Below are 12,823 nucleotides of genomic sequence, written 5' to 3'. Positions count from 1 at the left end.
GCGATGAGTTTCGCTGTCTGGTTAGAGAATCGCACCCCTTTCGCTGTCGGGTCTTACACGCTGCCTGATGCGGACGGTCAGGAGGTCTTCCTGGGCCTTTTCTCGGTGAGCTTCCAAGGCGCGGCGGAAACGACCATCCTGGAACCGGCCGAGGAACAATTGTTGGTGACGCTCAGCGATGTCTTTTTCGGCGATCCTGCCCTTTCATCGACGCGCTACGAAGCCGATATCGCGATGCTTAAGCCCGGCGTCGACGTCATCGTCAACGGCACCGCATATGCGCCGAACGGAAAACCGGTTCGAGAAATGCAAGCAGGGCTTAAGTTCGGGCCATTGCAAAAGGTGCTCAGTGTCGTCGGCGACCGCATTTACGATGCCGGAAGCTATAGCGCGCCACACCCTTTCACACGGATGCCTATCGTCTATGAACGCGCCTATGGCGGCACCACCGCCGATCTGAAGACCGATCCTCGCAATCCGCTGGGAGTGGGTTTCGCGCATGCCCGCTCGGCTGATCCAGCGGTTAAGACGCAGGCGCCGAACATTACCTACCCGGCCGAGCCATTTATGAGCCCCTCGGACAGGCCGCGGCCGGCCGGTTTCGGGGCGCTCGGGCGCGGGTGGCAACCGCGCCTGCCGTTGGCGGGGACCTATGATCAGGCTTGGATCGACACGCAGTGGCCCTTGCAGCCGAAGGACTACGATCCGCGCTACAATCTTGCGGCGCCGGCGGACCAGCAACTTCCAGATATCAACGGTGGCGATCAGGTCACTCTGATAGGACTCACGCCCGGAGGCAGGTGGAATTTCAAACTCCCACGCGTGGTCGCGCCCATCCGGCTGATCTTCGATGACCGTGTCGAAGACCAAATTTTCAAGCCGGATACGATCATCATCGAGCCCGACATATTTCGGGTGACGCTGAAGGCTCGGGTGGCTGTCACGACGCGGCGCAACCGGCCTGCGCTGCGCGAACTTGTCTTCGGTCACGTCACGCCGGCGCTGATTGCGGCGAAGCGAAAAGGTAAGGACTATTTTGCGCTGCGCGGGACCGACGGCACCATTGCCGAACGCCCGGCGTGGTTGCCATGAAGCGGCCATTGTATATCGTCGGCGGTGGCGCGGTGACGCCCGCCGGCCTGAACCGGCGGCAAACGCTTGCCGCCATCCGCGCCGGGCTCTCCGCCTATGAAGAGTACCTACTGGCCGAGCCTATGGGTGCGTCGCAGATCGTCTCGCGAATTCCCACTCACTGGTCGCTGAGAACCACGGATTGGGACTGGCTGGTCAACATGGCGTCGCGCGCCATTATGGACGCGCTCGCATCGACGGCGGCAGATCCGCGCACGACCGTGCTGATCTTGGTGCTGCCGGAGCAGTTCAGGAACCATGCGGCCTTCGAAGAAGTCGATCCTTCTGGCTTCCTGAACGCCATTGTAAGCGCATGCGGCGGCCCATTCCATGAGGCGTCGCGCGCGATCGACGGGGGTGCGGCGGCAAGCATTGGAGTGCTTGACCGAGTGTCCGAGATGCTTGCCCAACCTGGGGCAGAGCGCGTCCTGCTCGGCGGCGTCGACAGTCTGGTCAACGACAAGGATATCGCTCGGCTCGCCGAGGCGGGACGGCTGAAGGGCTCTGACAATGCTCAAGGGCTTGTTCCCGGAGAGGCAGCAGCCTTCGTTTGCCTGCAATCGAGGCCGGATCCGAAATCGCCGGGTCTCGCCGCCGTCCACGGCGCCGGTTTTGCTCAGGAAGCCGATACTGTTCTGACAGAGCGGTATAGCCAGGGCAAGGCGCTGCTTGGTGCGCTTCGCGGTGCGCTGAATGGGACAGGCAATGGTCCGCGCGAGTCCGACATCGTCTTTGTTGTCAGCAATGGCAATGGGGAGCGCTATAGCGGTTGGGAGGCAAACATCGCGCGGTCTCGCTTCTATCGCACAAGGCGGGAAATCTTGCCGATTGCCTATCCGGCAATGACTGTCGGCGAGGTGGGAGCGGCTGGCGGGGCGTTGGCTCTGCTCGTGGCTGCCGACAGTTTTACCGCCGGCTATGCGCCCGGTCCGGTCGCTATGTGCGAGGTTGCGTCCGAAGGCGGATTGCGCGCAGCGGCGCTGGTCAGCCGGGTCAAGCCCAGCTGAATTACATCCAGGCGGGGAAGCGCTGCGTGCGCCGCCAGTCGGCCAAGGGGAGGTCGCGGTTGTCGAAAGAGGCGCGGATGGCGGCGAGCCTCAGCCGACGCATAGAGCGGAATACGGCGTGTTTGCCAGGTCCCTGCCCATCATCCCACCACGCACTCGCGCGCTCGGCCATGGGAAGCGGCGAGTCCTCGATCTTGGCGAATTGCTTTCCAAGCAGCGCGGAATCGACAGTGAAGACGTCGGTGTCGTTGAAATCGACCTCGAACAGATCGCGCCAAGCGAGGCCCGCGGCATAGGCGGATTGGGGTTCGCGCATGCGTTCGACCAGCCATGGGACGATCGATCTGTCGCCAAGCATTCCAACGGCGGCTAGAGCCGGCTGTCGCAATGCCGGTTGATTCAGGCATTTCTGAAGCCAGGCCTTTGCGGAAGTTCCCGCCGAGGCGAGTAACCGGATGTCGATTACCTCACCCTGCGGAACACTGGCAGAGGCGAGCAATTCATCAAGGACAGGCAGAGCTGTGCGGCCCGCGCCGAGCAGACAAGCGGCGAAAGAGGCCACCAACCGCTCCTGCGGCTGGTCGGCAGAGAGGCACTCGGTTACCGCCGGAAGCAGATCGCGGCGGCGCAACGCGCCGGCCAACCGCAGTACGCGGATTCGGACCTCAGCCTTGCCATTGGCGGCCAGTTCGCCGAGGCTCGGCCCGGCATCGGCGCGATGATGCCAGAGCGCCGCAAGCCCGACGCATTCGAGCATTGTCTCCCTGGAGCCGATCCACTTGGCGACGAAAGGACGGAGTTTTTCGTGCGGTGTCCGAGCTATGGCACCTGATATGCCTTTGATTCCGGTCTCGCCAAGCGCCGCGCCGGCCTCGATCACCTCGGCAAGCGGCTTTTCCAACCCCCAATGGAGCGCCAGGCAGGCCATCACAAAAAGTTCTGGGGCTTCCGGATAGTCGGAGAAACGCGCACTCGCCGCCGTCCACGCAGCCTCGCCGGATGCGAACAGGCCTTCAAGATTGGCGTCGAGCCGCTGGTCTATACGGCCGATATCGATTTCGCCCAGAAGCGGTCCGTCGATCTCGTGGCGCCGCCGCGACCAGAGGAACGCGGCGTCTTCCACGTGCTGGTCCACCATGGCGGGGATCGTCGCAAGGCGCTGCATCGGCTCGGCCTAATTCAGGTGAACGGCTGCACCTCGTATCCAGTTCGTACCGGTTGCATGACTGTTGAGCTGTGTGCCACGGATAGAGACGCGCCCGTTCTTCTCTAGAATGATGGATGCCAAGCCGCATCTGAGCTCGATGCGATCGCGCGCGTCCAGTGTCACCGCCTCGCCGTCGCGCAACACTTCAACCGGGTGTGGACCGGGGCGCGGATCGACTATCCGCCCGACCACAAGCGGTCGGGCGGGGTCACCCGCTTCGAACAGCAGCGCCACTTCCGAGCCGACAGAGGAAGCGTCGAGAGCGGCGAGGCTGCGGGCCTTGAGCGCCGTGTCGCTGGGATTGCCTACGAAAACGACGAGCGGCGAGCCCTCATCGAAACCGATGAGCAAACCGATGACCACGCCGTCAACACGCTCCATGACGTCCATCGCTCGACCCTCAATTGTTGTAGACGCTGCTGCCCTTGATCTTGGTCTTGCCGTCGGCCTTCACGTCTATATCGCCGCTGCCGTCAAGCCTTATGTCCTTGCCCTTGATGCTGATCGTGCCATCCTTTTTGAGGATGATGCTGGCGTCGCCGCATTTCAGCGTGATCTCGTCAGCCGCCTCGACATAGAGCTTCTTGCCGAACTTCATCACGCCGTCTTCGCCGACGATCACACTGCTCGCCTTGGCGACTTTTAGCGAATAGGCTCCGCCGACTTCGATCCCCTCGTCCGCCGCAATCTTGGCCAGACGCGCCTTGCCAACCTGGGAGGAATGGGCGCCGCCGACAGTAAAGCTCTGGTCGGCGGCGACGTCAACCGTCTGTGCGGCGCCGATCTGCCACTTGTCTGCCGCACCAATCGTGTGGCTCTGCGCAGCACCTACAGTGACCGACCGCGTCGCACCGATCGTATTCGCTTGCGGGCCACCCACGGTCCTCGTCTCCGACGCTCCAACCGAATCGACCCGGGCCGCGCCAACGGTCACTGTCTGGACGATCGCAACCGTCTGCGTGTGGTTGGCGCCTATGGTCTCCGTCGAGTTCGAACCGATGCCTATCGTCTCGTTCGACCCAACCGTCAGCGACCGGTTCGTCCCCACCGTCTCGGTGTCGTTGTTGCCGATATTGGTGGTCTGGTCGACGCCGACCTTGACGGTCTTGTTGTTGCCGACGTCCTCATCGAGGTTGTGGCCGACCGAGTGCTTGGCGTCGTGGTCGATGCGGTCCGACTGGTCGTGCTGGACCAGCTTGGTGCGGTCGTGCTTGATCAGAAGGTTGTGGTCCTTCTGCGCCTGGAAATTGACCAGTTCGGAGCCGGCCTTGTCCTCGAACATCAACTCATTGTAGCCGCCACCGCCCTTGGAGGAGTCCGACTTCCAGCCCGATTGCGTGGCGCTGCCTGGCAGGCCGTAAGGCGGCATCTGCGAGGCGTTGTAGACCCTGCCGGTGATGATCGGCAGGTCCGGGTCGCCCTCGATGAAATCGACGATCACCTCCTGGCCGATGCGCGGGATCTGGATGAAGCCCCAGCCGCTGCCGGCCCAGGTCTGCGAAACGCGCACGAAGCAGGAGCTGTTCTGGTCCTTCTTGCCCAGCCGGTCCCAATGGAACTGCACCTTCACCCGGGCATATTTGTCGGTGAATATTTCTTCGCCGGAAGGACCGACCACGGTTGCCGTCTGCGGCCCGCGCATGATCGGCCGTGGCGTGATGCGTGGTGGACGATAGGGCAGAGCGGTGGGCGCCACGCCGAGGATCACCTTGAAATTCTCGCCGTCGGTGTCGACGCCGGCCCGGTATCCCGGATCGAACAGCCTGTATTCGGCGCTGACCACCAGATATTCCTGGTTCTGGTCTTTGCGAGGAAAGCCTTCGAGTTTGAAGGTGCAGCCGGAGAACAGGCCGCGCACGGTTCCAACAGCGGCGATGCGCTTGTGCACCGCCTGAAGTTCCTCGCGCCGTATCCCTGCCAAAGTATCGCCGCGACCGACCTCCAGATGGGCGCCAGGCTGGCGGTAATTCTCGCCGGCGGCCAGCTTGTGGCTGAACGCCTGGGAGGATTTGGCCATCAAATCGGCAGCCGGCTTCTTGAAATCATAGTCGGTGTGGGCATAGGCACCCGGCCGCACCGAGCTGCCCGGAATCCATTCGGTGATGTATTCGACATCGCGGCGCGAGCCCTGCCCTTCGAAGTGATAGGGCACTTTTTCATAGCCCGGCGCCGGCTTCAGCTTGCTCATCGCATCGGCCAGGACCAGCGTGTGTTCGCCGTCGCCATGCTCGAAGAAATACAGGATGCCCTCGTGCTCGAGCAGCCGCTGCACGAAATCCAGGTCGGTCTCGTCGTACTGGACGCAATATTCGCGCGGAGGATACGATCCCTGGAGGCGCTTTTCGAACTTGGCGACGCTGTATTTGGAGAAGATCGCCTCGACGATCTCGACGACGCTCTTGTCCTGAAATATGCGGCAATCGGTGGTGTTGCCGAGGAACCATAGCCACGGCCGGACGACCGCCTCGTAGTGGGCCTGGCGATCCTCGATGCGGGTCAGGCGAAAATCCGAGATGAGGCCGCTGAACCAGCGTTTCGGATCGGATTCACCCTCGATCGAAACCGCGCCGCCCAGCATCTTCAGCGGATCGATATCCGAATTGGTGCTGACAAATCCCACCGTGTAGGCAAAACAGCGGCTGATCTCATCGCGCCCGATGAGATTGGTGAAGGTTAAAAGCTCGGCGCCAACCGGTGTCTGCACTACCGCGGCGCGTTGTTCACTCGGCATGGGTCGTGCCCCTCCTGGACGCGGCCGCTAGTGTGGCGGATTTGAAGCTCCTGTTGTGTTAACGACATCACGTTCAGGAACTTTTCGCATTCGCCATACCAGGCGATGTTGAGCCTACCACATGTTCTCCCTGCGGCCAAAGCGGACGCGCGGTGACGGAACCCTTTGATCGGTTTAAACGCGGCTGTCCCCCTGCGCGCGCAAGCTGCTAGAATGGCGCAGTACCGATCAGCGATTGCCAGGCGATTCCGGATGTTCATCAGTCTGCAGATCAACAATGTCGATGTCCTGCCCGCGGGCCTGCCGCTCGGCTACAGATCGCGTGATCGCAGCTTCGAAATCGGGCGCGAGAATTGCGACTGGAGCTTGCCCGACCCGGACAAGTTCATTTCCGGCCGGCATTGCGAGGTTCGCTACGAAGGCAACGCGTTCTGGCTGCACGACGTCTCGCGCAATGGCACCTTCGTCAATGGATCGAGCCAGCGCCTCGCCGGCCCGCACCGGCTTGTTCAAGGCGATCGGCTGCGGATCGGCCGCTACATCGTTTCCGTGTCGATCGATGCCGAGAATGCAGCGTTCAACACGGTGGGCCATGCGCGAGGCAGCCACGGCTCAACGCAACGGCACACCGGGGTCGGACAAGCTCCGGAGCGCGCCATGCCGCCGCCATCGCCAGCGCCTTTTGCTTCGGCCTCCGGCCAGGCAAACGAAGCGGATGAAATCCTGCGCAAGATCGCTACCGGGGCCGGCATCCCGCCGGAAGTGCTGCTGCATCGTCCGTCGCATGAAGTGGCCGGCGAAATCGGCTCGATCCTGCGCATCGTCGTCGACGAGCTGGTTTTGCTGCTGAAGGCGCGAGCCGCGGCAAAAGTGTTGGTCAAAAGCAGCGATCGAACGATGATCAATGCCGCCGACAACAATCCGTTGAAATTTGTGCCGGGGACTGACGAAATCCTCGACATCATGTTCGCGCGGCGCAGGGCCGGCTATCTCGATGCCAGGCACAGCATCGAGGACGCCTTCCACGACCTCAAGACCCATGAATTCGCCACCTTTGCCGCCATGCAAGCGGCGCTGTCACGGCTGCTCGACGACCTGTCGCCCGAAGCGATCGCCAAAAAACTTCCGCCATCGTCCTTTGCCTCGAAAAAGCCGCGCGCCTGGGATGCCTTTGTCGCGACATGGCGGGCAAAGGAGGAAGCCCACGAAAACGGCATGCTGGACATATTCCTGGCCTATTTCAGCGAGGCCTATGCCAAGGCCGCCAAACAGAAACAGACCGGGAAGAGCTAAGGTCGGTTTGAAGGCGCGGGCCGGATGCGGCGACAGCGCAAGCCGTCCTTCGGGCGCGCAACCGACGCTGCTTTGTCAGCCGGCGCAGAAAAACCACCTTGCCACGCGCATCCGGTTTCAATCGGCAACTTCTGAGATTACGATCACATACGACAGTTCGCCAAGCGGGTACGGTTGATTGACCTGGGGGTCTGCGGCAAATGTCATGGTACGGCGAGACAGCGTTTTGTAGCCAGCGTTGCTGCGCGTGCGCGTCGACGGAAGCTCGACGATGAGCTCAAAGGACGATCCTTTCGGCCCGGCGGGCAAAACCATCATTCGCGCGAATCCCGGCCGCAAGCAAAAAACGGCCCTCGCCCGCGACAGGCCGACGCCCGACAGCACGATACTGGCATCGGCAAAGACCCGGGATTCAACTGTTTTCGATCCCACTGCCGGCCAGCAGACACCACCGGACGGGGCAAGCGGAACGGTGATCTATCAAGGCGTGCCGTTTGTGGAAGACGCTGCCGCGCAGGCCGGCTCTGCCGCTCCCGGCCATGCCGGCCCGCCGCTTCGAGATCTAGCCGAGACGGCACGAAAAACCCCTCAGGATGCCCTCCTCAACGCCAGCGACAGCGTCGACTATGGCGCGGCAAACCCGATCATTGCTGCCGCCGCGCCGCTGCTGATGCTGCTTGGTCATCTCCGGCTGATGGCTGTCGAGAGACAGGCCGAGCCGCTGGCGGAGCGCGCCGCCGAGCTGATTGAGGAATTCGACCGCAAGATCGCAAAAACCGACATGGCCGAAGAGGATGCGCGCATCGCCAAGTTTGTGCTTTGCGAAACCGCTGACGATATCATCGCAAACCTGCCCGGCTCCAACCCCGGCGTGTGGGCGCGGCACGGCATGCTGTCGCAGTTCTTTCAGCTCAAACCGACCGGCGCGGGCTTCTTCCAGGCGCTGAACACCGTGCTGGCTGCGCCTGAAACCCACTGCGACCTGATCGAACTGATGCATGTCTGCCTGTCGCTGGGGTTCGAAGGCCAGTATCGCGGCTCGGCGCGCGAAGACGGCGGTCTCGAACGCGTCCGTCGCGACGTCCACGAGACGCTCGCCTACTTCAGGACGGGCAGTGGCGAAGAGATCTCGCCACATTGGCAAGGCCTGTCGATGACGGCAGCGCAAGCCTCGAGGCGGGTTCCGCTTTGGGCTATCGCGGCCGCGACGGCAGCCGTTTTGACGGCGGCGTTTTTCGCGCTGCGGGTTTTCATCACCAATGAAGGCGATGCGCTTGCCGGCGAATTGCTGGCCCTCAATCCGGCGACACCGATCACCATCGAACGCGCCAGCTTCGTTCCGCTCACCGAGGAGGTAAAGGTCGCGGCACCGACGATTGCCCAGGTCGATCGCATCCGCGCCGCGCTGGCCAAGGAGATCGAAACCGGCGGCGTCAGTGTCGGCACCAAGGGCGATTTCATCGTCGTGGAAATCAGCAATGTCCTGCTGTTCCAGTCCGGAAAAGCCGACGTGAAGCCCGAGTTCGAACCGGTTGCGGCTCGCATCGCGGCGGCTCTCGACACGGAGCGGGGGCCGATCAAGATCGTTGGCCACACGGACAATGTCAAACCGCGCAAGTCGAGCGAATTCAAATCGAATTTCGACCTTTCCGTCGCCCGCGCCAAGTCGGTCGAAAAGATGATGGCACCGCATTTCAGCAATCCATCGCGCACAGGCGTGGACGGCAAGGGCGAGGACGAACCGATTGCCGATAACGCAACGCCGGAGGGCCGGACCAAGAACCGTCGTGTCGATGTGATGATCCCGCGGGAGGAGACGCTGTGACCGGGATCGGCTGGAAGCGCCCATGATCTGGCTTTTGCGGATCTTCAGCACGCTCGCACTGGCCGGCTTTGCCGCCGCGGTCTGGTACGCCGGCCCGTTGATCCGCTTCGCCGGCTCGCGACCACTGGAGCCGGTCTGGCTGCGCGCGACGATCATCGGCGGCGTCGTCGTATCAGTGGTGGTCTGGTACGGGCTCCGCTTCTGGCAAAGGCGCAAGGCGCAGAAGGCGCTGGAGGCCGCCATTGCCAGCGCCAACGACGACGGCAGCGATGCAAAGGTGCTCGAGGCTGGCATGAGCGAGGCTGTCGCGACGCTCAAGCGGTCGAGCGGCAAGCGCAATTTTCTCTACGACATTCCCTGGTACATCATCATCGGCCCGCCGGGCGCCGGCAAGACCACGGCCCTGGTCAATTCCGGCCTGAAGTTTCCACTCGCCGGATCGGGCCAGGCGCAGCCGGTCGCGGGCGTCGGTGGCACGCGCAATTGCGACTGGTGGTTCACCGACGAAGCCGTGCTGATCGACACGGCCGGGCGCTATACGACGCAGGATTCCGATGTGCAGACCGACAAGAAGAGCTGGCTGGCATTTCTGTCGCTGCTCAAGAGGCATCGGGCCAGGCAGCCGATCAACGGCGTTATCCTGGCCATCAGCCTTGCCGATCTGATGGCCCCCGACGATCAGGCGCCTGATGCCCATGTCGTCGAAATCCGCAGCCGTCTGCATGAAATCCACGAGGTCCTGAAGATCCAGTTCCCCGTCTATGTGCTGTTCACCAAGGCCGACCTGGTCTCCGGCTTCATGGAGTATTTCGGCGGTTTCGATGACGCGCGCCGACGCATGGTGTGGGGCGCGACATTCCAGACCGCGGATCGCGGCTTGAACATGATCGGCGAGGCCCCGGCCGAATTCGACGCCCTGGTAAAACGCCTGACCGAGGGCATGACCGACCGCCTGCAGCAAGAGACCGATCCGGTCGCGCGCATTGCCATCTTCGGCTTTGCGGCACAGCTCGGCGCGCTCAAGGGGCGCGTCGTGCATTTCCTCAACAGCGTCTTCGAGCCGAGCCGCAAACAGCTGAATGCCACGCCACGCGGCCTGTATTTTTCGTCCGGCACCCAGGAGGGCACACCGATCGACCAGCTGCTGGGCAGCATTGGCCGCAGTTTCGGCAGCAGCGCGCAGCCGCATCTTTCCGGCACCGGCAAGAGCTTCTTTCTCCATGATTTGCTGAGCCGCGTCATTTTCGCCGAGTCGGGATGGGTTTCGTATGACAGGGCGGCCGACAGGCGGGCCGCGCTCGCCCGCTATGCCAGTCTGGCGGTGATCGCGGCGGTCGCGGCTGCCGGGCTTGGCGCTTTGGGCCTAAGCTACGCCAGCAACCGATCGCTGATCGCCGCCACCAACCAGGCTGTCAGCCAATATCGCGACACTGCCGCGCCGCTGCTCAAAAGCACGACCGTGTCCGACGCGGACCTCGAAACCATCATCGGCGCGCTGGATGCGCTGCGCAGTCTGCCGGCTGGCTACGAGAGCAAAGACCAGCCGACGCCGGCCAAGGCGACGTTCGGTCTCAGCCAGCGCGAAAGGCTGCTTTCGGCGTCGGAAACGGCCTACCGGCAGGCCCTGGAGCGCATGTTCCGCTCGCGCCTGCTGTTTCAGCTCGAACGAACGATCGACGCCAAGATGGCTGATCCGATGGCCCTCTACGAGCCGCTGAAAATCTACCTCATGCTTGGCGGCAAGGCGCCGAAAGTGGACGACGAGCTGGTCGTCACCTGGTTGAAGCGGGACTGGGAGCAGAACCGATATCCCGGAGCGAGCAACCGCGACGGGCGCGTGCAATTGGAGAAGCACCTGCGCGCCATGCTCGTCCTTGACGACGCCTATGATCCGCTGTTCGAACTGAACCGCTCGCTTGTCGAATCCGCCCAGCGCTCGCTCGGACGCATGACGCTTGCCGATCGCGCAACCGCGCTCATCCAGTCGGCGACCTACGCCGCGGCGCTGGGCGATTTTTCGGTGTCCCAGCGCGCCGGCCCGGAAGCCTCGCTGCTGTTCGAGCGCAACGATGGCAACGATCTGTCTAGCCTTCGCGTCCCCGGGCTCTACACCTATGCCGGCTTCGACTTCTATCTCGCTCAGCTCGCCAAAATTGCGCAGGCGCTTGTCGACGACCAATGGGTGGTCGGCAGCGGTGGCGAACAAGGCGGCTTCGACCAGGAATTGCTCAAGCTTGGTCCCGAGCTGCTTGATCGCTACGGCAAGGGATTTGCTTCGCAGTGGAACGAGGTTCTCGACAGATTGAAGTTCAAGGCGATGGTGGCCGACAAGCCGCAATATCTGGCGCTGTCCGCGGCCGGGTCGCCAACCTCACCGATCATGCAGCTGTTCGAAGCGATCGCCCGCGAAACGGCTTTGACCCGTGAACGCGACCCCGGCAGCGCCGAGAGCGGCGCCAAGGAGATCGCGGACCGCGCCAAGGGCCTCGCCCGCATCGGCATCGAACTTGCGGCGCGCAAATCACAGGCGCGCGCGGGTGCCGCATTCGTCAACGCACCGGGCCAGGATCCCGGTGCGAACATCGAAGCGCAGTTCCGGTCGTTCCAGGCCTTGGTGACCGGCGCTCCCGGCCAACGCCCGATCGACGCCTTGACCCAGAATTTCCGCGAAATCTATCAAAGCGTAAGACTGGCGGCCGATGTTCCGGCCCAGACGGACCAGGCCAACGCCAATCTGCAGCTGCAGATATCGACCCTTCGCGCCAACGCCTCGCGTCTGCCGAAGGCGCTCGCCAGGATGGTCAGCGCCGCGGCGGACGATTTTGAGGGCACTGCCGCTGAAACCTCGGTCGCGCATCTCAATGAGATGCTCGACGAAGCGGTCGCCCGCCCGTGTGAAGAGGCTATCGCCGGCCGCTTTCCGTTTGCCCCGGCCGCCACCGATGACGTGCCGATGGCGGATTTTGCCAGACTGTTCGCCCCAGGCGGCGTGCTGGACAGATTTTTCGCGCAGAATCTCGCCTCCCTGGTCGACATGAGCGCTCAGGATTGGGAGTGGAAACAGGACACGAAATTCGGCCGCAACCTGGCGAAATCGACCCTGAAGGACTTCCAGCTTGCGGCGCAAATCCGCGCTGCTTTCTTTCCGCTGGGCGGCCCGGTTCCGTCGATCAATTTCACCTTCACGCCGCTGTCGTTGCATGGCGATGCCGACACGGCGCGGCTCAATATCGACGGTCAGATCTTGCAAGCCACCCAGGCCGGCAACACGCCGGGCCTGGTGACCTGGCCGGGCACTTCCGGATCGGCCAGCCTGAGCCTGACGCCGGAACTTCCCGGCCGCGAGTCGGCACTCAAATTCGACGGGCCATGGGCGCTGAAACGGCTGCTGGACAAGGGGGTGAACACCGCCAATGGCGACAGTCTCGAGGCGCGTTTCGTCATTGGCGGACGCGACGTGGCTTACACGATCCAGACGGGGGCCGGCAGCAATCCACTTATGCTGCCGGCGCTGTCCGGGTTCAGCTGTCCGAAGGCTTTCTGATGGAGATCGTCTGGAAAATGAGCCGATCGACCTTGAGCAATACCATCCCGCCCGGCGCTGCAGCCGGCTTAGATTTCGATATTCT

General features: G+C 62.9%; 8 protein-coding genes. 5 read left to right on the top strand and 3 right to left on the bottom strand.

Going from position 1 to position 12,823, the window contains the following annotated elements; all coding sequences use genetic code 11:
* Window positions 1–3: 3 nt before the first annotated feature.
* The gene (locus AC1DX6_RS17810; protein ID WP_477315599.1) at window positions 4–1,092 is read left to right on the top strand and encodes a DUF2169 family type VI secretion system accessory protein; all 1,089 of its coding nucleotides are present in this window, start codon (window positions 4–6) and stop codon (window positions 1,090–1,092) included.
* On the top strand, window positions 1,089–2,138 hold the full coding sequence (locus AC1DX6_RS17805) for a hypothetical protein (protein WP_477315597.1): 1,050 nt from the start codon (window positions 1,089–1,091) through the stop codon (window positions 2,136–2,138). Before AC1DX6_RS17810 ends, AC1DX6_RS17805 begins: the two co-directional genes overlap by 4 nt.
* A 1-nt stretch (window position 2,139) precedes the next feature.
* Here the strand turns inward: AC1DX6_RS17805 and AC1DX6_RS17800 are convergent, their stop codons facing one another.
* Genes AC1DX6_RS17800 through AC1DX6_RS17790 form a run of 3 tightly spaced genes read right to left on the bottom strand, consistent with a single transcriptional unit; the run spans window position 2,140 to window position 6,076 of the window.
* Window positions 2,140–3,303: a hypothetical protein gene (locus AC1DX6_RS17800; protein ID WP_477315595.1), complete on the bottom strand. Its 1,164-nt coding sequence runs from the start codon at window positions 3,301–3,303 to the stop codon at window positions 2,140–2,142.
* A gap of 9 nt (window positions 3,304–3,312) precedes the next feature.
* The gene (locus AC1DX6_RS17795) at window positions 3,313–3,735 is read right to left on the bottom strand and encodes a DUF6484 domain-containing protein (RefSeq protein WP_477315593.1); all 423 of its coding nucleotides are present in this window, start codon (window positions 3,733–3,735) and stop codon (window positions 3,313–3,315) included.
* Window positions 3,736–3,745: 10 nt separating this feature from the next.
* Window positions 3,746–6,076 (bottom strand): type VI secretion system Vgr family protein, encoded by a 2,331-nt coding sequence (locus AC1DX6_RS17790; RefSeq protein WP_477315591.1) that lies wholly within the window; start codon window positions 6,074–6,076, stop codon window positions 3,746–3,748.
* A gap of 252 nt (window positions 6,077–6,328) precedes the next feature.
* Here AC1DX6_RS17790 and tagH point away from each other — a divergent pair, with 252 nt between their 5' ends.
* The 3 genes from tagH (at window position 6,329) to tssM (ending at window position 12,738) form a co-directional block, all read left to right on the top strand.
* Entirely contained in the window at window positions 6,329–7,369 is a 1,041-nt protein-coding gene (gene tagH / locus AC1DX6_RS17785; protein WP_477315589.1) for a type VI secretion system-associated FHA domain protein TagH, read from the top strand.
* A 271-nt stretch (window positions 7,370–7,640) separates the two neighbouring features.
* Entirely contained in the window at window positions 7,641–9,194 is a 1,554-nt protein-coding gene (gene tssL / locus AC1DX6_RS17780; protein ID WP_477315587.1) for a type VI secretion system protein TssL, long form, read from the top strand.
* A 22-nt stretch (window positions 9,195–9,216) separates the two neighbouring features.
* The gene (tssM, locus tag AC1DX6_RS17775; protein ID WP_477315585.1) at window positions 9,217–12,738 is read left to right on the top strand and encodes a type VI secretion system membrane subunit TssM; all 3,522 of its coding nucleotides are present in this window, start codon (window positions 9,217–9,219) and stop codon (window positions 12,736–12,738) included.
* Window positions 12,739–12,823: the final 85 nt, after the last annotated feature.

The organism is Mesorhizobium sp. P2_C4 (assembly GCF_056404575.1).
This window is presented reverse-complemented; position numbering and strand designations above follow the sequence as displayed.

What these genes read in the sequence shown, in the direction of transcription:
- AC1DX6_RS17790 (WP_477315591.1), bottom strand. Translation starts at nt 6,076, where the DNA reads ATGCCGAGTGAACAACGCGCCGCGGTAGTGCAGACACCGGTTGGCGCC.
- AC1DX6_RS17800 (WP_477315595.1), bottom strand. Translation starts at nt 3,303, where the DNA reads ATGCAGCGCCTTGCGACGATCCCCGCCATGGTGGACCAGCACGTGGAA.
- AC1DX6_RS17810 (WP_477315599.1), top strand. Translation starts at nt 4, where the DNA reads ATGAGTTTCGCTGTCTGGTTAGAGAATCGCACCCCTTTCGCTGTCGGG.
- tssL (WP_477315587.1), top strand. Translation starts at nt 7,641, where the DNA reads ATGAGCTCAAAGGACGATCCTTTCGGCCCGGCGGGCAAAACCATCATT.
- tagH (WP_477315589.1), top strand. Translation starts at nt 6,329, where the DNA reads ATGTTCATCAGTCTGCAGATCAACAATGTCGATGTCCTGCCCGCGGGC.
- tssM (WP_477315585.1), top strand. Translation starts at nt 9,217, where the DNA reads ATGATCTGGCTTTTGCGGATCTTCAGCACGCTCGCACTGGCCGGCTTT.
- AC1DX6_RS17805 (WP_477315597.1), top strand. Translation starts at nt 1,089, where the DNA reads ATGAAGCGGCCATTGTATATCGTCGGCGGTGGCGCGGTGACGCCCGCC.
- AC1DX6_RS17795 (WP_477315593.1), bottom strand. Translation starts at nt 3,735, where the DNA reads ATGGACGTCATGGAGCGTGTTGACGGCGTGGTCATCGGTTTGCTCATC.